Genomic DNA, 25731 nt, shown 5'->3' with positions numbered 1-25731 from the left:
GACAAGAAATCGCCCGCGTGAACCCATCCTGCTGCGGAACCGTGACGCCGAAAAGGCTCTATTCTTTTCTTTCACTCCGTCGAAACGCTAACTGGCTTTGACTGTCCAGTCTTCTTCCGCTCCTTCTTCAGAATCCTCTTGGTCGTGGATCAGAACGATCCACTACATCGGGTACGGTCTGCTGGTCGCCGGGGGCTTGGCCTATTGGTGGCTCAAGCCGGCTTCCTTGAACCCCATGGCCGATCCGCGCGCGGCGGAAGCCATCGCGTTGGTGCAGACGCATCGGGCGCAAGGGGCGCCGACAATCCTGCAGGCCTTGACCGAGCACGTGCGCGCTAAGAAGGCGCGGGGCGAAGGCGTGTATTTGGGGGAGTGGCGGGTGCAGCGGCTGGAGGGCGATCTCTATGAAGTGCGAGTCACGATGCGGGAACAAGGACAGAATCAGTGGTTCGAACGAGAATTGATTTGGCATGCCAACCTGGCAACCAAGCGTGTCAACGCGGCGTCCCTGCCGGCAGATGGGTACATGCCTGCCGATGCCACACCCGGGGCTCCAATGCGGTCGCCGTTCTCACCAGGAGATGGGCAGTGACACTTTGATTACGTTTTCTTCTACCTGCACCTCGTAGCAGGCAACTCTGAAATCGGGATTGTCCACCCGCACGCCAGTCCGCACATTGAACCGCCAGCCGTGCCAGGGACATTTCACGATCTCACCGGCCAGGGCTCCTTCGCCCAACGGTCCCCCTGCGTGGGGACAGGAATTGTCGAGCGCGTAGACGATCCCGTCCACGTTGAACAGGGCCACCAGCATTCCGCCTTCCGCTTCGACCGAAAGGCAAGAGCCGGGTTCCAGATCGCTGAGCTTCGCCACCGGAACGAATTTCATCATCGCCGCTGGATCCTCCTTCGTAGCTCCGCGCTTGAGCCGCTGGGTCCCGGCCTGAGAGGAGAGATCGGTTCCGGCTTGCTCCATCGGCCTTCCAGCTTGATCTGATTCTCCAATTGTGGCATACACAAAGGCTGGCAGGTGGTCCAGCCCCGGCTGCCAAGACCTGGAGGATGGGGTAAGGAGTTCTCATGGAAATGACGTTGTTGCTTAACGCGACCTACGAACCGCTGCGTGTCATCAATTGGCAGAAAGCTATTACTCTGCTCTGGCAGGGCAAGGTGGAAGTCCTGGAGGTGTACGACCGCGACATTCACGGGGTGTCGATTTCGATCAAGTTGCCGGCTGTCATGCGGTTGCTCAAGCTGGTCCGGCTGAAAGACAGCCATAGAGCTGTCAAGTTCTCTCGCATCAACATCTTCACCCGTGACGGCTATACCTGTCAGTACTGCAACCAGAAGTTCCGCACCGAAGATCTGACCTTCGATCACGTCGTACCGATCGCCAAGGGTGGGAAAAAGACCTGGGAGAATATCGTCACAGCCTGCTGGCGCTGCAACAACAGGAAAAGCGGACGGACGCCGGAAGAGGCCGGGATGCGGCTCATCAAGAAGCCAGTCAAGCCTAAGTGGAACCCAGTGCTTACGATCACCATCGGCATCCGCAATACGCCGGAAAGTTGGCGCGACTACTTGTACTGGAACATGGAGTTAGACGCCGATCAGGCGGAAGCGTAGAAAAGTCAATGAGGAATGTGGAATGAGGATGCGCGAAATGTGCATGCCCAGGGCAGCCAATTCCTCGTTGAACACCTTCAATTCCTAATCTACACTCCTAACTCCTCATTCCCTCCCAGGTCAGTACTGCTTATCGATCATGATCTCCACATTTCGTCCACCGACGAGGGTGGGGTTCTTGCCGTATTTTCCCTCGAGATCCCCTGGTTGAGGCGGTCCTGCTTGGCCGTCCCGATCCAGCCGTGCAACCACATCCACCATCCCGCGTAATTCCGCTCCCGGCATCATCAGGTCCGCATTCGTGATTTCGAACTCCACCGGGAACTTGGGGTTGTCGATCCGCTTCACCGCGAGGGGACGCGGCGTACCTTGCGGTCGGCGAACGATGACGAACAGCACGTCAGTCGGCCGCACTTGATCCGCCAGCGCCGGTGCGATAGTGATGCGTCCGGCGATGACACTCGATCCGCCTTGTTGCTCGCAACTGTGGGCCAAACCCAGCCACGCGGCGATACCGGCCAGAGCAATGATCCCGGCGGCCATGCCAAATGCGCCCGGTGAATAGTTTGCCACGTTCCAACTGCCTCCTGTTGTGTAAAAAATAGGTGTCAGCGAGCAGTTCTCAATTTCACCCCACGGTTTCTTACCCCTCTCCCCAGGTGGGAGAGAGAGGATGTTCTGGGCATCAGTCGCGCTTCTCGGTGCAATGGGTTCATGCCTCGGGTCAACGAAGGTGCGCCACGCGCGCAACGTCCTGCGGTGCATTCAGCCGAGCTTTCCAAGGAGTCCGCGCATTATACAGAGCCGAGGCGAGGCGGAAAAGAGGCCGTGAATGGTGCGGTTTACGCTCCGAAAGACGCTATTGTAAGATACGCACTACTGTTGCGAATGAGAGGAGGCGCGATGACGGCAAATCCTGGATTCCCAATCTCATTGGATGTTAAAGGGTGGCCCTGCCTCGTACTGGGCGGTGACGATGAAGCCGCGGAAAAAACCTTGCGGTTGCTGGACGCCGGAGCCAAAGTCACGGTGGTGAACCCGACGCTCAACGACACGCTGCGCAAGTTGACGGCTTCGGCCAAGGTCATCCACCGAGTTCGCATGTTCAGGACGACCGACGTGGAAAGTGTCATCCTCGTGTTGAACACACTTCGCGGCGACCGTGACTTTGCCAGGTCGTTGCTGGACTTGGCGCGTGAACGACGGTTTCTCGTGTGGTCGATTGATGAGCCGACCCTGTCGAATGTCATGATGCCGGCGGTGGTGAGCCGCGGCCATCTGCGCGTGGCGATCAGCACCAGCGGCGTCTCCCCGGCGCTCGCTAGCCGGTTGCGGCAGGATCTGGAGCAGATCTTCGGAGAGGAATTCGCGGCGTTCCTGGACTGGCTGGCTGATCTGCGCGACGAGACCAAAGCGGCCGAGGCCGACGACGAGAAGCGGCGACTGTTGTTGCGCGAGGCCGTCAATGGCTTTAAGTTCACTGGAAGCATCGAATATCCCAAGGTCTGGCTGGAGCAGCGGCAGAAGGCGTAAGGCGTAGCTCGTGATGCGTCGCGCGTGAAGCCTGATTAGGGATAGGAGACGGTTCAAACTGGCCGCTGGTATCTGACACCACGCAAAGGAGCGTTTCCCGCCCATGGTCTTGCTCGAATTCAGTATGTCGCCGCTCGGCAAAGGCGAGAGCGTCGGTAAGTACGTCGCGCGCTCTCTGGATATCATTGATAAGAGCGGCGTGGAGTATCGTCTCAATCCGATGGGTACAGTTCTGGAGGGAGAATGGGATGAGGTATTCGGCGTCGTGAAACAATGCTTCGAGCGGATGAAGAAGGACTGCAACCGTATCTCCTGTACGATCAAAGTCGACTACCGCAAGGGCCACAGGGGCCGCCTCACCAGCAAAGTCGCGAGCGTGGAAAAGCATCTCAAGCGGAAACTGAAGACTTCCTGACGGATCCGGAATGAAGAGCGGGATGGTGGGGCCTGCTCTGCCAGGCGTATGCAATAGGTAATTCCTAACGAATCTGACCACAATCGGTTTGACCTCGTCGAAGGGGGTTGCCTTTCAGAGCTTGTGCAACAAGGGATATAAGTCCTGGTTACGATGGTTGAATCGGTAGCAAAGCTCGCCCAAGTCCAGAGGGAAGAATTTCCGAGGCGCGCCGCGCAACGGATGCAACTAGGTTTTCGCAGAGCTCCGGAACCCTTCGATGCCATTGAGGGGATCGCGCCCGTTGGGTCTGCCGCGCTCTTTGCGCCCGCCGATATGGTTACCGCGGACGGCGAGCGAGGCCTAGGCGTGCCAGTCATCGGTGGAGGAGAGGCGACCGGGCCTGGGATGGGGCTTGACCCGTTCAATTATCTATTGTGTGACCGTGCCGTTCCTGGACCGGCACCCCGCGGACCAGTCCGTGGCATTGCAGGATCCTCAGCACGAGGACTGTACCGGCCGCGCCCCAGCCGCGTTTGCCAGGGCGTGTGCCTCCAACGGTCGTTTCGTCGCGCTCGACGGTGCCAGCAAACGGCTCACGTCGGTGCTCCCTCCTCGCACACCAGGCGCGGATCACACGCGACCATCGCTCGCGGGCCGGAGCACTGGTCCGCCTGCGGAAGCGCTGCCGAGAGGCGGGCCCCCCAGCACGAACACCTCCCGCGGGCGCCGCGTCACGGCTGCCGGCAGACGACTGGACTCCCAGACCGAGGTGAGGCGGTACCGGCATGCGCCCTGCTAGCGCTTCAGCCGCCCGTCGGCCAACTTCCAGGTTCGCGTATGTCCGCAGCGAGGACCTCGTTGCATTGCTGGATCAGTCTCCATCTGGTCCAGTTTGGTTAGGAATTACCATGAAATAAAGACCGGATCTGAGAACCAGGCGGTTGTCCATTCCGGGTTGACGGCCAACCGGCTGCTCGATCTCATCCCGTTGGATAGCCGGTTCTGTGTCGCAAATTGTGCGCGTTCACCCGATGCCCGGACCTATTGCGGTTTTCAGAGCCATGGGTGGTCTGCCGACATGCCGGTCGCCGTGCTTGCTGTGGATCTGCGGTCCGCGCGAGTGGAAGGTGAGAAACTGCCGAACGAAACGAGTTCCGTCGCCAATCGGATGCGATTGGCTTCTATCCAGTCGAGCGGTGCGCCTGAGCAGAGCGAGCTGGTCATCCCGCTTCCCTGCTTTCAGAAGACCGAAAACTTGAAATACTTTTTCGGATTCTTTTTCACGTCCGCTACGAACTCCTCCACTTCCGTCAACAGCTTGTCCGTTCGAGTGTAGAGATCGTCGCGGGTGACGAGCTTGCCCACCGTGCCTTCGCCGCGCTCGATCTTCTCCAAGAGAAGCTCGCCGCGGGCCGTAAGACTGTCCAGCTTGGCATAGAGCGTAGGATCGGCAAGTTTCGCCAGTGTCCCATTCTGGTTGTTCAGGCGATTTGCGAGCTCGGTCAGTTCCTGCACCGCCTGGTTGGCCCGCGTGTAAAGCTCCTTGTCGGTGACGAGCTTCCCGACCGTGCCTTCGCCGTGCTCTACCCTGTCCAGCAGGGCGAGGCTTTTCTCCGCAGCTTTCTCCAAGTTTTCCAGGACTCGTTTGGAGCGCTCGTAGAGCTCGGGATCGTTGACCAACCTGCCGGTCGTGCCTTCCCCCTTTGTAATGGCTGCGAGCGCCCGCTGAACTTCCTGTAGGGCGGCATTGACGTTTTCAATCGTGGCCGAAGCGCCGGAGGCGAGACTGGTGATATCGGTCTCGACTCTGCCGGTCAATAGGGACCCCGGCTCCAGCAAGGGTCTCGACGGCGTGCCGGGGACGATTTCCAGATATTTGTCTCCGAGCAGGCCCAGGGCGCGGATGTTGATCGAGGCGTCCTCGCGAATATGCTGCGCCACTTCACGCTTGATAGCGAAGATAATTTCCACCTGTGGGGCGTTCTGGGCGATCTCGATCTTGTAGACATTGCCGATATTCACCCCGTTCATCAAAACCGGGCTGCCCACTTTGAGCCCTTGCGTGTGGCCGACCATCGCGCGGAACTGCGTCTTGCGGCTGAGTACTCCCAGGCCTTCTTCCAGGTTCAAAATCATGACCATCACGATGGCCAAAGCTATCAAGACCAGGATGCCGATCTTGACTTGCGCCCAGGTCAGATCAGATCGTCTTGTCATAGCTCATGTCCCCAGGTCCTAGTCCGAATGACGTCCGGCATAGGTGTCTCGCTCTTCAGTCGACAACGTGGAGGGGTCGAGGAACCCGCGAATTTCCGGGTCCCGGCGGCCGGCCAGTTCTTGCGGTGTGCCCTGAAACATGACCTGTCCTTTGTGGAGCAGGACGACGCGATCGGCGATGCGGAACGCCAGATCCAGATCGTGAGTGACCACGACCTGGGTTACCCCCTTGGCCTTGAGCTGCAGAAGCAGGTGTCCGATGGCGTAGGCATTGATTGGGTCCAGGCCGGCGGTGGGCTCGTCGTAGAGAATCACCCGCGCGCCGCTGGCCAGCGCACGGGCGATCCCGACCCGCTTGCGCATGCCGCCGCTGAGGTCGGCCGGCATGTTGTCGATCGCATCTTCCAATCCGACGAACTGCAGGCTCTGCCGGACTCGCCGCTCAATGTCGTCATCGGACAATGCACCTTGCTCCCACAACCGATAGCCGACGTTTTCCCGCACGGGGAGCGAGTCGAACAGAGCGGCGCTCTGGAACACCATTGCCATCTTCCGTCGAATCCGCGGCAATGCTTGTTCGGAGAGGCGCGTGATATCCTCGTCCTCGATGCGGACGCTCCCCCGATCCGGTTTATGCAGGCCGAGGATCAGCCGGAGAAGAGTCGTCTTTCCCGAACCGCTTCCGCCCAGAATGACCTTCGTTTCGCCCGGCTCGACGTGAAACGTGATGCGTTCCAGAACCTTTCGGTCGCCCAGCGTCACATCGACTGCGTCGAGTCGAATCATTGGCGGGCCTACAGCGCCATAAACAGCTTGGTCAGAAAGAAATCGCTGGCCAAGATCAAAATTGAAGAGGAGACCATCGACTGGGTCGTCGAAACGCCAACACCGACTGTGCCGCCTTTGGTCGCGAAGCCGGCATAGCATCCGACCATGGCGATGAAAAATCCGAACACGGCCGGTTTGATCAAACCGAGGACGAGATCCTGCCGCCGGAGCGCTTCGAAAGCCCAGGTCCAATAAAAGTAGGAGTCGATGCCCAGGTACAGTTTGGCGACCAACCATCCGCCGAAGATCGCGATGCCGTCCGTGACAATGGTGAGCAGAGGAATCATGCAGAGGCACGCGATCAGCCGGGTCGTGACCAGTTTGTGGATCGGATCGATGCCCTCGGCGCGCATGGCGTCGATCTGCTCGGTGACAGTCATCGAGGCGAGCTCCGATGCGATGCCGGTGCCGACCCGTCCTGCGATCATGAGGGCGGCGAGGACTGGACCGAGTTCGCGTACGACCGAGGTGCTGATCAGGCGCGAGACGTAGATGCTGGCCCCGTACGGTTCCAGTTGGACCGCGCCTTGGAGCGCCAATACCATGCCGGTGAACATGCCGGTCAGAACGACGATGAATAGCGAACCCACCCCGATGCGATCCATCTGGAGAATGGTTTCTCGAACGTAATACGGCGGGCGAAACAGATTGACGACGGTTCTGGCGCAGAGGAGTGTGAATTCCTGGACGACCCACACATACCCCAGTATCGTTTCCTTCAGCCTCACGACCACCCGTTGGCAAGTTGCTGCGGACCAAGCTCCAGACAAAACTCCGAAAATTATATGGTATGGCTGCGAAGGCGACAATGCAGGAATCGGTTTGGGACAGGAGTCACGATGGGGGGAGGGGCTCGGATTGATAGATGCGCGGCACGCGCGGGCCAATTGCGCACAGCACTTCATAAGGGATGGTGTCGAGCCACGCCGCGATGTCGTCGGCTGTGATGCGCTGCGAGCCCTGGCGTCCGATCAGCACGGCCTGCTGGCCTGGACTCACATCCGCAAGATCGGTGACGTCGACGAGCGTCATATCCATGCAGATGCGGCCGATCACGGGCGCGCGGCGGCCGCCGATGAGCACGAAGGCACGGTTCGAAAGCAGACGGTTGTAGCCGTCCGCGTAGCCGATCGGCAGGATGGCTACCCGCGAAGGCCGCTGCGCGACGAAGGATCGGTTGTAGCTGACGCTGCTTCCCCGGGGAATTGATCGGATCTGGGCGATGGTGGAGAACAATGAGAGAACGGGCTTGAGGTCGGGGACCGGGTCGCCGGCCGGCAGGGTGTGATATCCATAGAGCATGATGCCGGGCCGAACCGCCGTAAAGTAGGACGATGGGTAGCGAAGAATGGCCGCGCTGTTGGCTGTATGGATCAGCGGGACCGCCAGGCCGACTCGCTTGACGCCGTCGAGGAACAGGCGGAAGCGCGCGAGTTGCCCTTCCGTATAGTCCCGCTCCTCGCCGTCTGCGTCCGCCAAATGAGTCATCAAGCCTTCGGCGCGCAGAGGCCCGTTGAACGCCGGCCCCTGCAATAGGGCCAGCGCCTCTTCAGGAGAAAATCCCAACCGCCCCATGCCGGTATCGACTTTAAGATGCACCGGATAGGGTTCGGACCGGGACCTGAGTTGCTTGACAAACGCATCGGTCAAGCGCTCGTCGTAGAGCACCGGGGTGAGGCGGTGGGCGATCAAGTCGGGAAACTGCGGCGGAAACACGGCGCCCATGACCAGGATCGGGCTTTCGATGCCGGCCTGACGAAGCGCAAGTCCCTCATCCAGGGACGCAACGCCCAGACGGGGAATGCCCAGGCGCAGCAGCGCGCGGGACATTTCGATCAGACCGTGCCCATAGGCGTTGGCCTTGACGACGGCGATGATTTCGCAGGATGCCGGGATGTGTGAACGGACGACCGCAAGATTGTGAGCCAACGCCTGCAGATCGATGGTGGCGAACGTCGGATGGGAAAAGGGTGCAAGCGACACGCGGGCGTCAGACTTCCAAAATTTCTTCTTCCTTTTTCTTCAGAACCTGATCAACCTTCTGAACGTACTGATCGGTGAGCTTCTGGATCTCCTGTTCGGCTTTGCGCCATTCGTCTTCGGTCAGCTTGGACTCTTTTTGCAACTGCTTCAATTCGTGGTTGCCGTCATGGCGGGCGTTGCGGATGTGGATCTTGGTCTCTTCGCCGTGCTTCTTGCAAACCTTGATCAGCTCTCTGCGGCGTTCCTCGCTGAGCGGGGGGAGTGGGATGCGGATGATCTTGCCGTCGTTTGAGGGAGTGAGCCCGAGGTCGGATGCGAGCAGGGCCTTCTCAATTTCCTTGATCAGTTGAGGCTCCCAAGGTTGGACGGTGATCAACCGCGCTTCGGGCGTGGCCAAGTTCGCCACCTGCCTCAAGGGGGTCGGCGTCCCGTAATAATTCACCTTGATGCCGTCCAGCAACGAGACGGAGGCGCGGCCGCTGCGGATGCCGGCCAGCTCCCGCTTCAAATGCTCGAGCGCTGCTTCCATGCGTTCTGCCGTTTTTTTGCGGACCGGTTCAGCGAACATCATCGCCATGGGACTACCCGCGGTTGTCAACGGCCACCGGGAGTGACCAGTGTGCCGATCTTCTCGCCCTGCACCACTCGTCTCAAGTTTCCCTTTTCTTTCAGGTTGAAGACGATCAGCGGCAGATTGTTATCCATGCAGAGGCTGATCGCCGTCGAATCCATCACCTTGAGATTGTGATTGAGCACGAAGAGAAACGGCAATTCAGTGAACTTCTTGGCGGAAGGGGTAGTCAGAGGGTCGGCGTCGTAAATCCCGTCGACCTTGGTCCCTTTCATGATCACTTCCGCGCCGATCTCCATCGCCCGGAGGGCCGCGGCCGTATCGGTGGAGAAGTAGGGATTGCCGGTTCCGGCGGCGAAGATGACGACCCGCTTCTTTTCCAAATGGCGGATCGCCCTGCGACGGATGTACCCCTCCGCCAGTTGCCGCATCTCGATAGCCGATTGGACGCGCGTCATGACGCCTTTGCGTTCCAGGGCGTTCTGTAGCGCCAGCGCGTTGAGCACCGTCGCCAACATGCCCATATAATCGGCGGAGGCTCGTTCCATCCCGGTGGCACTGGCGGCGATGCCTCGGAAAATGTTGCCGCCGCCGATCACGATGGCGACCTCCACGCCCAATGAGACCACGTCGGCGATCTCGTCGGCGAGGCCTTCGAGGACTGAAGGCTGAATTCCGTACCCCTGCTCACCAGCCAGGATCTCTCCGCTGACCTTGAGGAGAATCCGCTGGTATTTGGCAGAGCTCATGCTTGGCCTAGTTGGTAGCGCGTGAACCGACGAATGTTCATGTTCTCGCCGATCTTGGCGATCTTTTGCGCTAACAGGTCCTTGATAGTGATGGTTGGATCCTTGATGAATTCCTGCTCGAGCAGGCAGCGCTGTTGATAGAATTTTTCCAGTTTGCCTTCCACGATTTTGGCCCAGGCGGTTTGCGGCTTGCCTGTCTCCTTCGCCTGCGCCTCATAAATGCTCTTTTCCTTCTCGATGATGTCGGCCGGAACGTCTTCCCGCCTGATGTACCAGGGATCCGTTGCGGCGATCTGCAGGGCTAGGTCGTTTACAAAGGCTTTGAACTCTTCATTGCGTGCGACAAAGTCCGTCTCGCAGTTGACTTCGATCAGGACGCCGATCTTGCCGCCTCCGTGAATATAAGCGTGGATCAGCCCCTGATTAGTCTCCCGCCCTGCCTTCTTCTGCGCGGCGGCCAACCCCTTCTGCCGCAGGTAGTCGATCGCCTTTTCGACATCGTTCCCCGTTTCGGTCAGGGCTTTCTGACAATCAAGAATTCCGGCTCCCGTCTTTTCGCGAAGTTCTTTGACTAAAGTGCTCACGCCAGCCATGTTGCCATGTCTCCTACCGTTGTGGTCCTAATGATCCAGCGAATGATCCGATCCGCTCCGGCTGTCACGGCGCGATCTGAACGCTTTCCAAGGAGGCCGGCATCGGCCTGCCTTCCGTGCGCTTCTCGTCGACGAGTGGTTCGGCGAACTCGCTGTCTTCGCGTTGCGCGCGGAGGTGAGCGCCTTCGATGCAAGCGTCGGCGATGCGCGAGGTGATCAGCTTGATCGATCGGATCGCATCGTCGTTGCCGGGGATGGGGTAGTCGATGTCGTCGGGATCGCAGTTCGTGTCGACGATCGCGACCACCGGGATGCTGAGCCGGTTCGCTTCCTGGACGGCGATGCGCTCGACACGGGTGTCGAGCACAAACACGCAGCCCGGCAACTCCGTCATGTTTTTGATGCCGGAGAGGTACTTCTCGAGCTTGACCTTCTCCTTCTGCATCTGGTTCAGCTCTTTCTTCGTCAGGCCCTGGTGCACGGTGTCCGCCAGCGTCGCCTCCATTTTCTTGAGCTTGTCGACGCTGCGGCGGATGGTCTGAAAATTGGTCAGCATGCCGCCCAGCCAGCGCTGGTTCACGTAAAACATGCCGGCGCGCTTGGCTTCTTCCTCAAGGATTTCCGCCGCTTGACGCTTGGTGCCGACGAAAAGAACCGACTCGCCGGCCGCCACCGTGTCGCGGACGAAGGCATAGGCCTGGTGCAACCGCTCCAACGTCTGCTGCAAGTCGATGATATAAATCCCGTTTCGTTCTCCAAAGAGAAATTTCTTCATTTTCGGGTTCCAGCGGTTGGTCTGGTGCCCGAAGTGCACGCCCGCTTCCAAAAGCTCTTTAATGGTAACCACTCCCATGCCTTCACCTCCCTCCAATGCTTGCGGAGCGTCTCTCAACCCGTCGGGTACCCATGGGCCACGTGGAATGCGTCTGGGTGCCGGAAGAACGACAGGAATCGGAGACGAGAAGGTTCGCCCTTCTTATTCCCAAGCCGCGCGGCATGCTCGTCATGCCGGTGTGAATTTGGAATAACGAGTGATGTCTCTTCGGCGAGAGACCTGTAAAGCCTTGGCACGCTAGCACAATCACTCCGGCTTTGCAAGCCGTTGGTTGGCGGGAGCATCGCTCACGAACGATAACTGGCGTTGATCTTGACGTAGTCATACGACAAATCTGTCATCCAGAAGCGCGCATTCCCGTGTCCCAGGCCGAGATCGACCGAGATGGTGAACTCTTTGCGATGGAAAATTCTCTCAATGCGCCGTTCGGCCTGTGCCCCGCAGCCGACCCCTGCTTTGACCATCGTGACCCCGTCGAACGCCAGGGTAATCTGTTCCGGATCGAGGGGAACGCCGGAACGGCCGACGGCCGCCATAATGCGCCCCCAGTTGGCGTCCTGACCGAACAAGGCGGTCTTAACCAGACAGGACGTGGCAATCGCCCGGGCAACACGGCGGGCGTCATCGTCGGTTCGGGCTCCTGTAACGAGGACCTGGACCACTTTCGTGACCCCTTCCCCGTCGCGACAGACCTGCAGCGCAAGAGAAAGGCAGGCGGCGTTGAGCAGGCGCTGAAAGAGTCTTGCATCGGACGTATCAGCCTCGATCATCGCGTTCCCGGCCAGACCGTTTGCCAGACAGAGAACCATATCGTTCGTGCTGGTATCGCCGTCTACTGAAATGCAGTTGAACGATTGATCCACGGCGGTGCGGAGAGCCTGCTGGAGACACGGTTGTGCGATCCGAGCGTCGGTCGTGAGATAGGCCAGCAGGGTGGCCATGTTCGGATGGATCATGCCGGAGCCCTTGGCCATACCGCCCACGGTGACCGTTCGGCCGCCGATTGTTCCTTTCACGGCGACTTGTTTGACCTTGAGATCGGTCGTCATGATCGCCTGGGCGGCTTCGGTTCCACCGCCTCGGCGCAGACGCCTCATCAACAGGGGAATCCCGGCTCTAATGCAGGCGATCGGCAGCGGTTGCCCGATCACACCCGTCGATCCCACGAAGACTTTTTCCCGTGCGACCCCCAGACGCGCGGCGACCAACGTCGCCATCTCCTCCGCCGCGGCCAGACCCTCATGGCCGGTGCAGGCGTTGGCATTTCCACTGTTCACGATGATGGCGCGGCCGATGCCATGTCGGAGGTGCAGCCGGTCGATCACCACCGGCGCCGCAACGATCTGATTGGTTGTGAAAACCCCTGCAATCGGCCCTTCCTGATCCGACACGACAAGGGCCAGGTCCTTGGCCTTTTTTTTCTTGATCCCGCAGTGGACCCCGGCGGCTTGAAATCCTTGCGGAGCAGTGATGCCACCTCGAACGACTCTCACACAATCGGAACTCATGCGGCAACTACGAGGGAATTGGAACAGATCGGGCCGGGTATCACGGGAAGATCCCGGGTGCGGTAAGGCCCAGATCTTCCGGCCATCCCATCATGAGATTGAGCGCCTGGATCGCTTGTCCGGCGGCGCCTTTCACGAGATTGTCCAGCGCGGCCACAGTGACGACCCAGCCAGCCCGCGCGTCGATGAAGACGCCAATATCGCAGAAATTGGAGCCGCGGATGTATCGGGGATTGGGCGTGAAGTCTTCGCACACCCGCACGAAACGCTCGCCCTTGAAGAAATCCCGATAGAGCGACCGTAGCTCGGCAAGCTCGATCGCACGCGTGAGCCGGCCATAGGCTGTGCTCAGGATTCCGCGATTCAAGGGGACCAGATGTGGGGTAAAGACCACACGAAGGGGCGGCGCGGTCCCCCCTGGACTGTCCTCTCCTCGATCCCGGCCGGTCAGAATGGCCAGGAGTTCCTGTTCGATCTCGGGAATGTGCCGGTGCTGGCCAATCTTATAGGGTTCTACTGAGTCGTGCGCCTCGGGAAAATGATAGGGCAAAGCCGGGCTGCGGCCCGCTCCAGAAATCCCCGATTTCGCGTCGATGACGATGCTATCCGGCTGAATCAGCCCGTTGGCCACGAGCGGGGCCAATTGCAGGATGGCGGCGGTCGGATAGCAGCCGGGGGAAGCGACCAGACGCGCCCGCCGGATTTCCGATCGATGCAGCTCCGGCAGTCCGTACACTGCTTCGGCCAGCAATTCTTTCTGCGGGTGAACGGTCTGATACCAGGTTTCGTAGACGGCGGGATCCTTAAGCCGATAATCGGCGCTCAGATCTACGACCTTCCTGCCGGCGGTCAGGCACGCGGCGACCGGCAGCAGCGATTTCGTATGAGGGAGTGCGAAGAAAATCACATCAGCGCGAGCGGCGACAGCCTGCGGTTCCAGGGCCTCAAAAGACAGCCGAACCATAGAAGCCAAGTTCGGGAACAGGGTCGCGACCGGGGTACCGGCCGATTTCTCTGACGTCACCACCGTCAGTTCCAACCTCGGGTGTCCTGAGACAAGGCGCACGAGCTCGACGCCGGTGTAGCCGCTGGCGCCGACCACCGCCGCTCTGATCTTTTCCCGTGACCCCTGCACTGATACCTCCTGCCCCCAAAGACGCCCGCTGCGAAAACCGCGAAGCAGCGCGGAATAAAAAAGGGAAGGCCGAAAGCCTTCCCTTGAGAGTCTCTCTGCTTTTGACCGTTACCGCTTTGAGTATTGGAAACGCTTCCGTGCCCCTTTCTGACCGTACTTTTTCCGCTCTTTGACACGCGAGTCGCGTGTCAGCAATCCTTCCTTCTTGAGCGGTTCGCGAAGCGCCGGGTTCATTGTCACCAGGGCCTTGGCGATCGCATGCCGCAGGGCTCCGGCTTGACCGGTCGGCCCGCCTCCGTGGACGGTTGCCCGAACCGAATATTTCCCCGTCAATCCGGTTAGCTCCAGAGGGTGCTGGATAACGTGCTGCAAGGTCAGCCGAGGAAACGCTTTCTCCAACGGCTTCTCGTTGATCGTGATTGCGCCGGGAGCTGCGGAAACCCAGGCCCGTGCAATGGCGCATTTCCGCTTCCCAACGGCATATTCCGTCATCACTGCCATGCTCTTTCCTGCCCTCCTTGTGTCTCGTCGGCGTTCGGGTCTGAGTCCGTTACAGGTTGATCGGCTCCGGACGTTGAGCCTGATGGGGGTGAGCCGTCCCCGCGTAGACCTTGAGTTTTCTTCCCATTCGTTTGCCCAGCGGCGATTTCGGCAACATGCCTTTGATGGCCCTTTCCACCAACAGGGTAGGGTTCTTGGCATGCACGTGTTCGGCGGTCAGCACTTTGAGTCCGCCGGGATAGCCAGTGTGATGGATGTACGTCTTCGTTTTGAATTTGTCTCCGGTCAACCGGATTTTGTCTGCATTCACGACCACCACGTGGTCTCCCGTGTCCACATGTGGAGTGAACGTGGGTTTGTGCTTTCCCCTCAGGAGGATCGCGACGCGAGAAGCCAACCGTCCAAGCGTCTTCCCTTCGGCGTCCACCAGATACCACTTTCGTCTGACATCGGTCGGTTTCGCCAAATACGTCGTCATAACCAGATGCTCTCCTTCGTCAGCTTATGATCCAGCCGCTATGCTTCCTGCGCTCCGAGATTTCTTGTTTCGAATTTGGCCAGCCATGCGTCTAGATTGCCGCCGCTTCGACGCCTGAGCACGTCTTCGGTGACGTAAATCGGTGAATGGGTTCTCAGAGCCAGTGCGATGGCGTCGCTGGGCCGCGCATCGAGCGTCCGCTCAACCCCTTTAAAGGCCAAGTGGATGGTCGCGTAGTAGGTGCGGTCCTTCACATCGGAGACTACCACCCGTTGCACCCGCACATTCAAATGATCGACGAAGCTCTTCATGAGGTCGTGGCTCATCGGCCTGTGCGTCACTACCCCCTCAAGCGCCAGTTGGATCGCATTTCCTTCAGCCGCACCGACCCAGATCGGCAGCACATCAGTGCGTCGATCGTTCTGAAGAATCACGATCTGCGTCTCGGTGTTGGGATCAGGTACGATCCTCAGCACTTTCATTTCAATGATAAGATCGCCTGTGTCTTTCTGTTCCATGGTGTTCTGACGGGAATTCAGAGCTTGATGGCGTGTGAGATAGGTCGCTGGTGTGCGAGGGTCGGCTGTCAATCAGGATTCGTATTTGCCGAAGTCCTCAGGTTTGAGATTTTCGAGCCACTGCTCCAGTTCTTCCGATGTCTGCTTGCGGATCACGGTCTCGCTGGCGAAAATCGGCGCGTTGGCGCGCAATGCCAGAGCGATAGCATCGCTCGGCCTGGAATCGATCGTGTACTCGGAGTCCTCATACATCAGGTGAATTTTGGCGTAATAGGTGTTCTCGTTCAAGTCAGTGATGACGACGCTGATGACTTTGGCGTCCACCAAGTCCAGCAACGCTTTCATCAGGTCGTGCGTCATGGGTCTCGGCGCGGCAATGTTCTCCAGGGCGAAACTGATGGCACTCGCTTCCGACTTCCCGATCCAAATCGGGAGCATCTCGGAGTGCTCTTCGTCCTTGAGGATCACGATGTACGCGTTGTTATAGGGGTCAAACATTAACCCCCGGACTCTGAGCTGGGTAATCACGTCACCTGGTCTCCTCTGGCGTATTAACAGCGACGATTGACCGACCGAGATAGCAGGTCAATCTAGCACTTCTTAAAACGGCGTGTCAACGAAACTGTCGAGCCCGGTAACCCGACGGGCAGGAAATCAGAAAGATCAAACCGTCTGCGGACTGCGGAACGAGACCGACCAGGATTGACAAATTAACGGGAGGTCCTGTCCTCTTGGCAAGATTTCCTTCCCTGGTCACTGCGGGGGACGGTAATTTTGATCCAGCTTGGAAGTGTCGACCGGCTCGCCAAGTTTCAGAAACGCTCGCATCTGCTTTTTGACCAACTCGCGGCCGCTTTCCTCGCCCAGGTTCACCTGATACTCGTTGATCACCATCACCCTCATGCTTTCCCATTTCTTCCAACAGTTCTTACAGACCTTGGCTTTGATCTCCGCTTCCAACTTTCCCATGAAGATCGGATCGGTGATGGCTTCTCCTTGTTGTCCACATGTGACGCATTGAACGGCCGTCATCGAGAAATGTCCTCCTTGTCGAACCAGACCGACAATCGCGCTCAAGCCGGCGACATTTTAACATTGCCGTCCACCGAAAAAAAAGGAGCTTCAGTGCATTGACGACCACCGGGCTTCGTGTTAGAAGAGGCCTTGCTCATGTGTCTGGATCGTGGCGCTGTTGCCCGGATGGCGGAACTGGCAGACGCGCCAGACTCAAAATCTGGTTCTCGCAAGAGAGTGGGAGTTCGATCCTCCCTCCGGGCACCATGTGTGTCATGTGGCTTGCGCGTGCGAGGAATCATCAATAGGTCGTTCGATCGAGGCACTGGTTCCGGAACAGTGAGGGAAGCCGCCCTAGCCGGAGGCTGGCGAGAGACCAAACCCCAAAAATCGCGAGATTTCCCCTCTCGGATCAGGCAAACGCCTCTTGACATGCTATAGCCGTTGTCCTATAGTTCCGGCAACTTAAGTGTGGTGGAATCGTTACTTAATCTCGGCACAAGCGGTTTTGTCGTTCATTCTTCATCTTAACTCACTCACAAGGAGGCAGCACATGCGTAAGGTGGTCGCATTTGGAGCTGCGGTTCTCATTGTCGGCTCCGTGAGCATTGCAATGGCCCAGGAACGCCTGCCGCAACACTCTGGCTTCGGCACGGGGGTCGGTGAGAACGCCGGTGTCGGTTCGCGTTCCCAGATCTGGGATCGGGCCGCATTCCTTGAATATCTCTCCCAGCCGGAAACGATTTATGGCCGTGTGCTGGCGATCGATATTCCGGGGGGAAAGATGCATCTGGAGACGGGAGGAAGCTCGCATGACGAAGGACGAGCGGGGACAGGTACCCTTTCGGTTCTGACGGCTTACTTTGACGATAAGACGAATATGGATCAGATTAAGGTGCTCAATGCGGGGGACGATATCTCATTGCAAGTAGTGGAAGCTACCTCTCCCAATCAGCCGTTTGGAACGGGCCGAAAGTTGGTGCGACAGGTGACGGTCATTCGCGGTAACGAGAAGCTGGCCGGCTTCGGCGGGTTGGGGCAGCGGCCGAATCCTTATACCGAACGCGGCATTGAAACGCAAAACCTCAGTGTCACCGGCGGTGTGATTGGTCAGGTGCTTCCGGGCGAAATCAATACCGGGATCGTCAGCCCGATCGGTGAAATCACGGGCGCTGCGCCCTGTTGGCAGTGCGAACCGCAGCCGGGCTGGGGGTATGGCTCGAGCAACAAATCAGACTATGGTACCGATCCGACGAAGCCCAACCTGGTGAAGGGCATCAACTAGGGCGCCAACGAAGGTCAGCTGGTTTGTGACAGGCGAGAGAGGGGACAGCTGTTCGAGCTGTTCCCTCTTCTTATTTTCCGCTATCTTTTGCCGATCCGCGGGCGCCCGCTTTTTCATACTGTCTGGGTAAGTCCGATGGCTTTTGGTGACCGCTTGAAAGCGGATGGTGCGCCTGATAGCATCGATGCGCAACCCGAGCAGGAAACGCAAAGGTGAAGCGAATGACTCGTCAAGAGGAGATGTCTGATGTTCAGCCAGATGCGGAATTAGATCTCCGTGGAGTCATCTGTCCTTACAATTTTGTGAAGACCAAGCTTAAGCTCGAAGCGATGGAACCGGGACAGGTGTTGGCGGTGATTCTGGATGATGGCGAGCCGATCCGTAATGTGCCGCGCAGCGTAAAGGACGACGGCCATACAGTCTTGGCCCAAGAGCCGTTGGAGCAATCCTTCCGCGTCATCATTCGAAAACGAATGAACGAATAGCTCGATTCCGCGATTATTTCCCCTCAAGGTCGTTCCGCCGGTTCTTTCCTTCTACGACGATCGTCGCTTCGCCCCGCGGAAGCTTCCAGTCCGTTCGGCGAAGCAAATCGGAGATTCGGCCGCGCAGAAGCCGTTCACTAGGCTTCGTCATATCCTGGGCGATGACGATCCGCCGATCGCCGAGAAACGACCGGATGGCCACGAGGATCGATCGCAGGGACCGCACAGGCGCGTACAGTACCAGGACGCGATCGTCTCGACGCCGGGCCTCGAAAAAGCGTTGTCGTGCGAAGTTCCGCGCGGGGACCTGGCCGTAAAACGAAAACGAATCACCGGAAAACCCCGAAACCGACAAAGCCGCCGTCACGGCGGAAGGGCCGGGGATAGGGACGACCGGAATGCCCGCCCGGGCGGCTTGGGCGGCAAGGAGGCGGCCGGGGTCGACAATCGCGGGCGTGCCGGCATCGACCGCCAGCGCGATACTCTGTCCTTGGCGAAGCCGGTCGATAAGCACGGGAATTTTGTCCGCACAGTTCCAGCGATGGTAGCTCGTCAACGGCGTCTCAATCGCATAGCGATCGAGTAAGGCCCGGATGACGAGCGGATCTTCAGCTGCAATTACGGTCACGTCCCTCAACACCTTGAGCGCGCGAAGCGTGATGTCCTCATGGTTGCCGATCGGCAGACCGACAACGTACAAGGAACCGACGGACGTCGAGGCGCGTTTCAGCATTCCACAAGCGGGCCTTTCTTGACTCTCATCTTGAGGCGCCGATATAATTCGCACTTCTGAAGCCGCCCGTTTTTTCTGGAAAGTTGAGGAGATAGACCCAATATGGCGGTCTTCTTCTTCACGGCGACGATGGTGCTCTATTTGGTGGGCACCGTGTTTTTTCTCGCCTACTTGTTGCGGCGGTCAGAGGCCCTTTCCAAGGTTTCGCTGGGGGTCACCGCCGTCGGTTTTGGAGCCCACACACTGGCGCTCGCGATGCGAATGATCGGAACGGGCCAGGCCCCGCTTCCGAGTTTTCATGAGGCGCTGTCTTTTTTCGCCTGGACACTGGTCCTGGTCTTTCTGGCCGTTGAATTTCGGCATCGCATTCACGTTCTCGGTTCCTTTATTCTGCCCCTGGCGTTGTTGTCTCTCGTCTCTGCCGCCATCCTCCCGGAGCAAGTGCCGACACTGAAGCCTGTCCTGAAGACCTTATGGGTCCACGTGGCGCTCAGTATGCTGGGCGCGGTCGGATTCGCCGTCGCGTTCGTCGCCGGTGTAATGTACCTCATTCAGGATGGGTTGTTGAAGTCGAAGCGGTTCAATGTCTTGTACACCAAACTGCCCGCGCTGGACTTTTTGGATCATCTCAACCAACAGTCGATCGTGTTCGGCTTTCCGCTCCTGACACTGGGCATTATCACGGGAGCGATTTCGGCAGGATTCACCAAGGGTTCCTACTTGAGTTGGAATCCCGAACAGACCTGGGCGCTGGTGACCTGGTTCTTTTATTTCGTGGTGCTTCTGGGTCGCTTGACGGTGGGCTGGAGGGCCAAGCGGGCGGCTTATCTGACCATCATCGGGTTTGCTGGTGTCATCCTGACGTTGGTGGGCGTCGTGCTCAAGGGGCACGGACAGGTTTCCTGACATGAACATCATCGTTGTCGGGCTCAGTCATAAAACGGCTCCGATTGAAATCCGCGAGCGGTTGGCGGTTCCTGAAAGCCGGATGGGCGAAGCGCTCAGCCGCCTATGCTCGTACCCCGGGATCAAGGAAGGCATCCTTCTCTCCACATGCAACCGCGTCGAGGTTTACGCAGTGGTCGAGGACATCGAGTCAGGATATAGCCGAGTGCAGGAATTTCTCGCCGACACGCATCTCTCTCTCTCCTCAGAACAGTTGACTCCTCATCTTTACTGGCACGCCGGGGACAAGGCCATTGCGCACCTGTTTCGGGTCGCTGCCAGCTTGGATTCGATGATCGTCGGCGAATCGCAGATTCTGGGGCAATTAAAAGACGCCTTTGAGATCGCCCTTGCGCACAAGGCGACGGGATTGATTCTGAACAAGGTTGTGAAAAAAGCCATCTCCGTGGCCAAGCGCGTACGGACCGAAACCAAGATTTCGGAAATGGCCGTCTCTGTGAGCTACGCAGCCGTGGAATTGGCCAAGAAGATTTTCTCCAGTCTTCGTGAAAAAACGGTGCTCCTGGTAGGGGCCGGTGAAATGGCCAAGCTGGCGGCGCGGCATCTGATGGCGCATGGTGTGCGCCAGGTCCGGATTACCACACGTAATCCTCACGCTGCGATGGATCTGGCCTGTCGGTTTAACGCGACGCCCATTCCGTTCGAAGAGTTCCGTGACGATATGGCCACAGCGGACATCGTGCTTGTCTCGACCGGTGCGTCTCATTATTTGATCGGGGCCGAAGACGTGCAGCGGGCGGTCCGCCAACGGATGAACCGGCCTATGTTTCTGATCGATATTTCCGTCCCACGAAACATCGATCCGGCGGTCCGACACATCGACAACGCATTTCTCTTTGACATCGACGACCTCAAGATGCGGGTCGAACAGAACCGGGAAGAACGACTGCAGGAAGCCGAGAAGGCCGAGCGGATGGTGGCGGAGGAAGTGGTCGTCCTGCGGCAATGGCTCAAATCCTTGGAAGTCACCCCAACGATCGTTGCTCTTCGTGCCAGAACGGAGGAAATCAAGCGCGCGGAACTGGAGAAGACGTTGGGCCGTTTGGGGCATCTTTCGAACCACGAGCGGGAGTTGGTGGAGAATTTGGCGTCGGCCATTGTGAACAAACTCATTCACGGGGCCATGGTGACGCTCAAAGCCGAGGCCAATTCATCGGGTGGAGCCATGTTCGTCGAGGCGGCCCGCCGATTCTTTTGCCTGGAAGAGGCACCGACGGGCCGATCTGACCACTTGAACCGTAGCGACAGGTGGGACCGCTTTGCCCGGCTGGCAACACCCGCTCCGAGGCCGGAGCCTTTCGTGGCGGAAGAAGCAACAGAGGCTTCAAGGGAACAGGCGGGAGAGAAGAAGAGGTAGTGTCAAAGCCTTACGTCCGATGCACTGGATGAGGCCCTTGGAGTCGGGATTGCATGTCGACAGGCCTCAAACTCTTCACCTGCCCGAAGTGTCTGCATTCGTATCTGGGGCACGATCCGTTGCCCGATTGTCCGCGGTGCGGATTTGACTACCGGGAGCGGCAAGGGTTCCGCTGGGACGTCGTTGTCTATCTTCTGACCATCCTCGGCTTGGTCAGCTTCCTCTTGGTCTCGTCGTATTACCGGGGATTGCTCGGGCTGGCACCGCCTCCAGCAGGCCCCGGGGTGAGGCAGCAAGCATTCGAAGAGCAACTGCCCGGTGCGGACCGGCGAACGGAGTTTGATGCGTTGCGGACTCCTTCCCTGGATCCTGGACGATAGCCGGTTGCCGAAACATCGCGTTGGATGCCGGAATCGGCAAGTTGGTGCGAGGGGAATTGGACGGTGGCAGTGACGAACGGCAGGCGCAGCTCGCTGGTGCTCGGAACCCGAGGGAGCAAGCTGGCCCTTCGACAGAGCGAATGGGTGCGGACGCGGTTGCAGGAGATTTCGCCGGAGGTATCGGTGTCGCTCAAGCGGATTCAGACCTCCGGAGACAAGATTCTCGACGTCGCGCTTGCGACGATCGGCGGCAAAGGACTCTTTGTTAAAGAAATTGAAGAGGCGCTTCTGCGCGGCGAGATCGATCTGGCTGTTCATAGCATGAAGGATGTGCCGACTATGCTGCCGGATGGTCTTGCCATCCTCTGCGTACCCGTGCGGGAAGATCCCCGCGACGTTTTGATTGCTCGGAACGGCCACGCGTTTTCGCAGTTGCCGGCCGGAGCTCAGATCGGAACGAGCAGCCTGCGGAGGCAAGCTCAATTGCTGCACAGCCGCCCTGACCTCAAGATCGAGATGTTACGGGGCAACCTGGATACCCGGTTAAGGAAGCTGCGCGAAGGCCAATTCGACGCCATTGTGCTTGCTGCGGCCGGGCTCAAGCGGCTCGAGTGGACGGAGAACACAACCGAATACCTGCCGATGGAGGTCTGTCTCCCGGCGATCGGTCAGGGGGCGTTGGGCATCGAAGGGCGGTGCGATGATCTGTTCGTCCGGGAGCTCGTCGCGCCGTTGAACCATCCGCCCTCCCAGACGGCCGTCCTTGCGGAACGGGCACTCTTGCATCGGCTGGAAGGCGGATGCCAGGTGCCCGTCGCGGCTTATGCGACGTTGAGGGGAGATACACTGGTGCTCGATGGTTTGATTGCGAGCATTGATGGCCGGGACTTGATTCGGGATGTCGTCCAGGGCCCTCCATCGGAGCCTGAACGTCTGGGCGTGCGGCTGGCGGAACAGCTTCTGGCCAGGGGCGGGGACAAGATTCTGGATTCAATCTACGGAAGAGACCGCCATCGTGACGTGTAAGCCTGGCAAGGTTTATCTGGTTGGGGCGGGTCCGGGTGATCCGAAGCTCCTGACCCTGCGCGGCAAGGAATGCCTCGAACAGGCGGATGTGGTGCTGTACGATTATCTGGCGAACCCCGTGCTTCTCGACTATGCGCCCGCTCGTGCTGAGCGGATTTACGTCGGGCGGCGAGGCCGAGGGACGTATCCGGATCAGGGGGAGATCAATCGTCTGCTTATCGACAAGACGAAGGCAGGCAAGATCGTTGTCCGTCTGAAAGGTGGCGATCCCTTTGTGTTTGGGCGGGGGGGAGAGGAGGCGGAAGCGGTGGCTGAAGCCGGGTTGGATTTCGAGGTGGTCCCGGGGGTGACGGCAGCGGTGGCGGTGCCGGCCTATGCGGGCATTCCGGTGACCCACCGGACGCTGGCCTCGACGGTAGCGTTCGTGACCGGTCATGAGGATCCGACCAAGGGGCCTTCGAAGTTGGAATGGCCGCGGCTCGCAACGGCGCAGGGGACGCTGGTCTTTCTGATGGGCATGAAAAATCTTCCGACCATCGTGTCGCGGCTGATCGCCGAGGGAAGGGCAGCGGACACGCCGGTGGCGGTCATCCGTTGGGGCACGCGGGCGAATCAGCGGACGATCGTGGGAACGCTGAGCGACATCGTGCAACGAGCCGAGGAGGCCGGGATGGAACCGCCGACCGTGATCGTGGTCGGCGAGGTCGTCCGCCTTCGGCAGCAGTTGAATTGGTTCGAGAAGCGGCCATTGTTCGGCAAGCGCATCCTGGTCACCAGGGCGCGCGAACAGGCAGCGGACCTGTCGAACTTGCTGGCTGCTTATGGTGGAGAACCGGTCGAGTGCCCCACCATCCAGATCGTGCCGCCGGAAAGTTGGGACGATCTGGATCAAGCTCTCGCCGAGCTTGACCACTACCGATGGCTGATCTTCACCAGCGTGAACGGCGTCGGACCGTTTATGGCCCGTCTGGCTGAGAAAGGACGGGATGCCCGTGCGCTGGCCGGCCTCAGCATCTGTTGCATCGGACCGCGCACCGCGAAAGAACTCGCCGTCTACGGATTGAAAGCTGATCTGGTTCCCTCGGAATATCAAGCCGAGGGCGTCATCGACGCATTGCGGAAGGCCGGCGTCAAGGGACAGAACATTCTCATCCCTCGCGCCGCGGTCGCACGGGAAATCTTGCCGGAACAACTGCGGGCGCTGGGCGCCGAGGTGCGCGTCGTGACGGCCTACCGGACGGTTATGCCGAAGGTGGACGTCCAGCATCTCCGAGAGCAATTTCAGCAACGCCGGATCGACGTGATCACGTTCACCAGTTCATCCACGGTGCGCAATTTCAGCCGGCTGTTCGACGACCTTGCAGAGATGAAGAAAGCGACGGAAGGAGCGGTCGTCGCTTGCATCGGTCCGATCACCGCGGAGACCGCGCGGGAGCTCGGGTTCGCGGTAAACATTGTGGCCGGTGAAAATACCGTTCCCGCTCTGGCGCAGGCGATTGTTCGGCATTTTGCGGACGAGCGCGGGCCCGGGCAGCGTCGTTGTACGGTCTTCTAAAAAAATTAATAAATAGAGAGGAGCGGATTATGGTGCCGGTGAAATCGTTCATGGTTCCTCGTGAAAAGTTCGTCACGGTCCATCGCGACACGGATGTGCAGACGGCCGCCCGGATGATGCGGGATCACAATATTGGCAGTCTCTTCGTGACCAACGGCAAGGACATCATCGGGATCATCACCGATACGGACATGGTCCGGCGCGTGGTCGCCGTCGGGGCCGATGCCACGAAAACGACGGTGGAGCAGATCATGTCTGCGCCCATCGTGACGATCGAAGAAAACAAGACGTTGCTGGACGCCAATGACCTGATGGCGCAGTCCCATCTCCGTCATCTCGGTGTGACGAGGGAAGGCAAGCTGGTCGGAATGATCTCGGTGCGAGATCTGGTCGTGTTTTTAACCAATCTGCCGAGAAAATAGCTGACGGCGGATAGCTCCAAGGCATTCGCTGTCAACTACCGGCTTGGAGGAGGAACAATGGCGTTTCCGATCCACCGCCTGCGGAGATTGCGGCAGAGCGAGCCGCTCAGACGCATGGTCCGGGAAACCACTCTGTCGCCGTCCGATCTGATCTATCCGCTGTTTGTGGCGGATGGGCGCGATCGGAAGGAAGAAATCGGCTCCATGCCGGGCCAGTATCGACTGTCGATCGACGTGTTGGTCAAGGAAGCGATGGAAGTTCGAACGCTGGGGATTCCGGCCGTGATCCTGTTTGGCATCCCGGATCGCAAGGACGAGCGAGGAAGTTCGGGGTATGATCCCCAGGGAATTGTCCAGCGAGCCGTTCGCGCGCTCAAGGATCAGGTGCCGGATCTTCTGGTGATCACCGATGTGTGCATCGACGAGTACACCACCCACGGGCACTGCGGGCTGGTCAGAGACGGTCGCGTGCTGAACGATGAAACCTTGGACTGCCTCCGGGCGATGGCGCGCACCCATGCCGAGGCCGGCGCGGATATGGTCGCGCCGTCCGACATGATGGATGGACGGGTCGCCGCCATCCGCGACGAGTTGGATCGCGCAGGTTTTCCCGATGTGCCCATTCTGGCTTACGCAGCCAAGTTCGCTTCCTGTTTCTATGCCCCGTTCCGGGAGGCAGCGGACTCGAGTCCAAAATTCGGAGACCGGCGGTCCTATCAGATGGATCCGGCGAATCTCCGCGAAGCGCTCCGGGAAATCGACCTGGATATCGCCGAAGGGGCTGATATCGTCATGGTCAAGCCTGCGTTGCCCTCGCTCGACGTTCTGGCGCTGGCCAGGCAGCGGGTGCTGGTTCCTCTGGCCGCATACCAGGTGAGCGGGGAATACAGCATGATCAAGGCCGCGGCCCGGGCCGGCTGGCTGGACGAGACACGTGCGATAATGGAGTCATTGCTGGCTATCAAACGGGCCGGGGCGGATATGATTCTCACCTACTTCGCCAAGGATGCCGCCAAGCTCCTGAATTGATGACGCG

General features: G+C 59.1%; 31 protein-coding genes and 1 tRNA gene. 14 read left to right on the top strand and 18 right to left on the bottom strand.

The annotated features are described in order from the left end of the window. Window positions 1-97 precede the first annotated feature (97 nt). A complete protein-coding gene (locus ACWHTU_RS11565; protein ID WP_447859514.1) occupies window positions 98-592 on the top strand; it encodes a hypothetical protein in 495 nt (164 codons plus the stop codon). Here the strand turns inward: ACWHTU_RS11565 and ACWHTU_RS11560 are convergent. Next, complete coding sequence (locus ACWHTU_RS11560; RefSeq protein WP_447859513.1) at window positions 572-892, bottom strand: Rieske (2Fe-2S) protein; 321 nt, start codon at window positions 890-892, stop codon at window positions 572-574. The two genes, ACWHTU_RS11565 and ACWHTU_RS11560, sit on opposite strands and share 21 nt — an antisense overlap. 188 nt (window positions 893-1080) lie before the next feature. On the opposite strand from ACWHTU_RS11560, the gene ACWHTU_RS11555 reads away from it, so the two are divergent. Continuing rightward, the gene (locus ACWHTU_RS11555; RefSeq protein ID WP_447859512.1) at window positions 1081-1626 is read left to right on the top strand and encodes an HNH endonuclease; all 546 of its coding nucleotides are present in this window, start codon (window positions 1081-1083) and stop codon (window positions 1624-1626) included. A gap of 120 nt (window positions 1627-1746) precedes the next feature. Here the strand turns inward: ACWHTU_RS11555 and ACWHTU_RS11550 are convergent, their stop codons facing one another. After that, a complete protein-coding gene (locus tag ACWHTU_RS11550) occupies window positions 1747-2199 on the bottom strand; it encodes a c-type cytochrome biogenesis protein CcmI/CycH (protein ID WP_447859511.1) in 453 nt (150 codons plus the stop codon). A 330-nt stretch (window positions 2200-2529) separates the two neighbouring features. Between ACWHTU_RS11550 and ACWHTU_RS11545 the strand changes: the two genes are divergently transcribed. Both ACWHTU_RS11545 and ACWHTU_RS11540 read left to right on the top strand, forming a co-directional pair. Then, on the top strand, window positions 2530-3159 hold the full coding sequence (locus ACWHTU_RS11545; RefSeq protein ID WP_447859510.1) for a precorrin-2 dehydrogenase/sirohydrochlorin ferrochelatase family protein: 630 nt from the start codon (window positions 2530-2532) through the stop codon (window positions 3157-3159). A gap of 103 nt (window positions 3160-3262) precedes the next feature. Continuing rightward, complete coding sequence (locus ACWHTU_RS11540; protein ID WP_447859509.1) at window positions 3263-3574, top strand: MTH1187 family thiamine-binding protein; 312 nt, start codon at window positions 3263-3265, stop codon at window positions 3572-3574. Window positions 3575-4795: 1221 nt separating this feature from the next. On the opposite strand, the gene ACWHTU_RS11535 is transcribed toward ACWHTU_RS11540, so the two are convergent. The 15 genes from ACWHTU_RS11535 to ACWHTU_RS11465 all read right to left on the bottom strand — a co-directional run bounded on the left by ACWHTU_RS11535 (window position 4796) and on the right by ACWHTU_RS11465 (window position 16504). Then, window positions 4796-5773 carry an MlaD family protein gene (locus ACWHTU_RS11535; protein WP_447859508.1) on the bottom strand — a complete coding sequence of 326 codons (978 nt, stop codon included), beginning with the start codon at window positions 5771-5773 and terminating at the stop codon, window positions 4796-4798. Between the two features lie 18 nt (window positions 5774-5791). After that, window positions 5792-6559 (bottom strand): ABC transporter ATP-binding protein, encoded by a 768-nt coding sequence (locus ACWHTU_RS11530; protein ID WP_447859507.1) that lies wholly within the window; start codon window positions 6557-6559, stop codon window positions 5792-5794. 8 nt (window positions 6560-6567) lie between these two features. Further along, entirely contained in the window at window positions 6568-7329 is a 762-nt protein-coding gene (locus ACWHTU_RS11525) for an MlaE family ABC transporter permease (RefSeq protein WP_447859506.1), read from the bottom strand. A gap of 106 nt (window positions 7330-7435) precedes the next feature. After that, complete coding sequence (gene alr, locus ACWHTU_RS11520) at window positions 7436-8584, bottom strand: alanine racemase (protein WP_447859505.1); 1149 nt, start codon at window positions 8582-8584, stop codon at window positions 7436-7438. A 7-nt stretch (window positions 8585-8591) separates the two neighbouring features. After that, window positions 8592-9152: a ribosome recycling factor gene (frr, locus tag ACWHTU_RS11515; RefSeq protein WP_447863352.1), complete on the bottom strand. Its 561-nt coding sequence runs from the start codon at window positions 9150-9152 to the stop codon at window positions 8592-8594. Window positions 9153-9178: 26 nt separating this feature from the next. After that, a complete protein-coding gene (pyrH, locus tag ACWHTU_RS11510; RefSeq protein WP_447859504.1) occupies window positions 9179-9904 on the bottom strand; it encodes a UMP kinase in 726 nt (241 codons plus the stop codon). Next, on the bottom strand, window positions 9901-10497 hold the full coding sequence (gene tsf, locus ACWHTU_RS11505; protein WP_447859503.1) for a translation elongation factor Ts: 597 nt from the start codon (window positions 10495-10497) through the stop codon (window positions 9901-9903). Before tsf ends, pyrH begins: the two co-directional genes overlap by 4 nt. Before the next feature lie 64 nt (window positions 10498-10561). After that, a complete protein-coding gene (rpsB, locus tag ACWHTU_RS11500; protein WP_447859502.1) occupies window positions 10562-11350 on the bottom strand; it encodes a 30S ribosomal protein S2 in 789 nt (262 codons plus the stop codon). Between the two features lie 269 nt (window positions 11351-11619). Then, window positions 11620-12825, bottom strand: coding sequence for a bifunctional glutamate N-acetyltransferase/amino-acid acetyltransferase ArgJ (argJ, locus tag ACWHTU_RS11495; protein ID WP_447859501.1), 1206 nt, complete (start codon window positions 12823-12825; stop codon window positions 11620-11622). A gap of 55 nt (window positions 12826-12880) precedes the next feature. Beyond that, a complete protein-coding gene (gene argC, locus ACWHTU_RS11490) occupies window positions 12881-13975 on the bottom strand; it encodes an N-acetyl-gamma-glutamyl-phosphate reductase (RefSeq protein ID WP_447859500.1) in 1095 nt (364 codons plus the stop codon). Window positions 13976-14083: 108 nt separating this feature from the next. After that, window positions 14084-14476, bottom strand: a complete 393-nt coding sequence (gene rpsI / locus ACWHTU_RS11485; RefSeq protein WP_447859499.1) for a 30S ribosomal protein S9 — start codon at window positions 14474-14476, stop codon at window positions 14084-14086. Between the two features lie 49 nt (window positions 14477-14525). Beyond that, window positions 14526-14954, bottom strand: coding sequence for a 50S ribosomal protein L13 (gene rplM / locus ACWHTU_RS11480; protein WP_447859498.1), 429 nt, complete (start codon window positions 14952-14954; stop codon window positions 14526-14528). Between the two features lie 38 nt (window positions 14955-14992). Beyond that, window positions 14993-15472, bottom strand: coding sequence for a bifunctional nuclease family protein (locus tag ACWHTU_RS11475; RefSeq protein ID WP_447859497.1), 480 nt, complete (start codon window positions 15470-15472; stop codon window positions 14993-14995). A 72-nt stretch (window positions 15473-15544) separates the two neighbouring features. Further along, entirely contained in the window at window positions 15545-16000 is a 456-nt protein-coding gene (locus ACWHTU_RS11470) for a bifunctional nuclease family protein (protein ID WP_447859496.1), read from the bottom strand. A gap of 225 nt (window positions 16001-16225) precedes the next feature. Beyond that, entirely contained in the window at window positions 16226-16504 is a 279-nt protein-coding gene (locus ACWHTU_RS11465) for a Fe(2+)-trafficking protein (RefSeq protein ID WP_447859495.1), read from the bottom strand. A 162-nt stretch (window positions 16505-16666) separates the two neighbouring features. Here ACWHTU_RS11465 and ACWHTU_RS11460 point away from each other — a divergent pair. The 3 genes from ACWHTU_RS11460 (at window position 16667) to ACWHTU_RS11450 (ending at window position 18256) form a co-directional block, all read left to right on the top strand. Next, window positions 16667-16753, top strand: a tRNA-Leu gene (locus tag ACWHTU_RS11460). A gap of 286 nt (window positions 16754-17039) precedes the next feature. Further along, window positions 17040-17771, top strand: a complete 732-nt coding sequence (locus ACWHTU_RS11455; RefSeq protein ID WP_447859494.1) for a hypothetical protein — start codon at window positions 17040-17042, stop codon at window positions 17769-17771. Between the two features lie 221 nt (window positions 17772-17992). Continuing rightward, a complete protein-coding gene (locus ACWHTU_RS11450) occupies window positions 17993-18256 on the top strand; it encodes a sulfurtransferase TusA family protein (RefSeq protein WP_447859493.1) in 264 nt (87 codons plus the stop codon). 13 nt (window positions 18257-18269) lie between these two features. Here the strand turns inward: ACWHTU_RS11450 and rsmI are convergent, their stop codons facing one another. Next, window positions 18270-18989, bottom strand: coding sequence for a 16S rRNA (cytidine(1402)-2'-O)-methyltransferase (gene rsmI, locus ACWHTU_RS11445; RefSeq protein ID WP_447859492.1), 720 nt, complete (start codon window positions 18987-18989; stop codon window positions 18270-18272). A gap of 102 nt (window positions 18990-19091) precedes the next feature. On the opposite strand from rsmI, the gene ccsA reads away from it, so the two are divergent. From ccsA to hemB, 7 genes are all read left to right on the top strand, one after another. Next, window positions 19092-19895 (top strand): cytochrome c biogenesis protein CcsA, encoded by an 804-nt coding sequence (gene ccsA / locus ACWHTU_RS11440; protein ID WP_447859491.1) that lies wholly within the window; start codon window positions 19092-19094, stop codon window positions 19893-19895. Window position 19896: 1 nt separating this feature from the next. Next, window positions 19897-21312, top strand: coding sequence for a glutamyl-tRNA reductase (gene hemA, locus ACWHTU_RS11435; RefSeq protein WP_447859490.1), 1416 nt, complete (start codon window positions 19897-19899; stop codon window positions 21310-21312). A gap of 53 nt (window positions 21313-21365) precedes the next feature. Beyond that, window positions 21366-21692: a hypothetical protein gene (locus tag ACWHTU_RS11430; RefSeq protein ID WP_447859489.1), complete on the top strand. Its 327-nt coding sequence runs from the start codon at window positions 21366-21368 to the stop codon at window positions 21690-21692. A 69-nt stretch (window positions 21693-21761) separates the two neighbouring features. Beyond that, a complete protein-coding gene (gene hemC, locus ACWHTU_RS11425) occupies window positions 21762-22718 on the top strand; it encodes a hydroxymethylbilane synthase (RefSeq protein WP_447863351.1) in 957 nt (318 codons plus the stop codon). After that, entirely contained in the window at window positions 22708-24273 is a 1566-nt protein-coding gene (gene cobA, locus ACWHTU_RS11420) for a uroporphyrinogen-III C-methyltransferase (protein WP_447859488.1), read from the top strand. The genes hemC and cobA overlap by 11 nt, the downstream gene beginning before the upstream one ends. 29 nt (window positions 24274-24302) lie before the next feature. Further along, window positions 24303-24695, top strand: coding sequence for a CBS domain-containing protein (locus tag ACWHTU_RS11415; protein WP_447859487.1), 393 nt, complete (start codon window positions 24303-24305; stop codon window positions 24693-24695). A 57-nt stretch (window positions 24696-24752) separates the two neighbouring features. Beyond that, entirely contained in the window at window positions 24753-25724 is a 972-nt protein-coding gene (hemB, locus tag ACWHTU_RS11410; RefSeq protein WP_447859486.1) for a porphobilinogen synthase, read from the top strand. Window positions 25725-25731: the final 7 nt, after the last annotated feature.

The organism is Nitrospira calida (assembly GCF_976986435.1).
The sequence above is the reverse complement of the archived record's forward strand: the minus strand, read 5'-3'. Positions and strand labels throughout refer to the sequence as shown.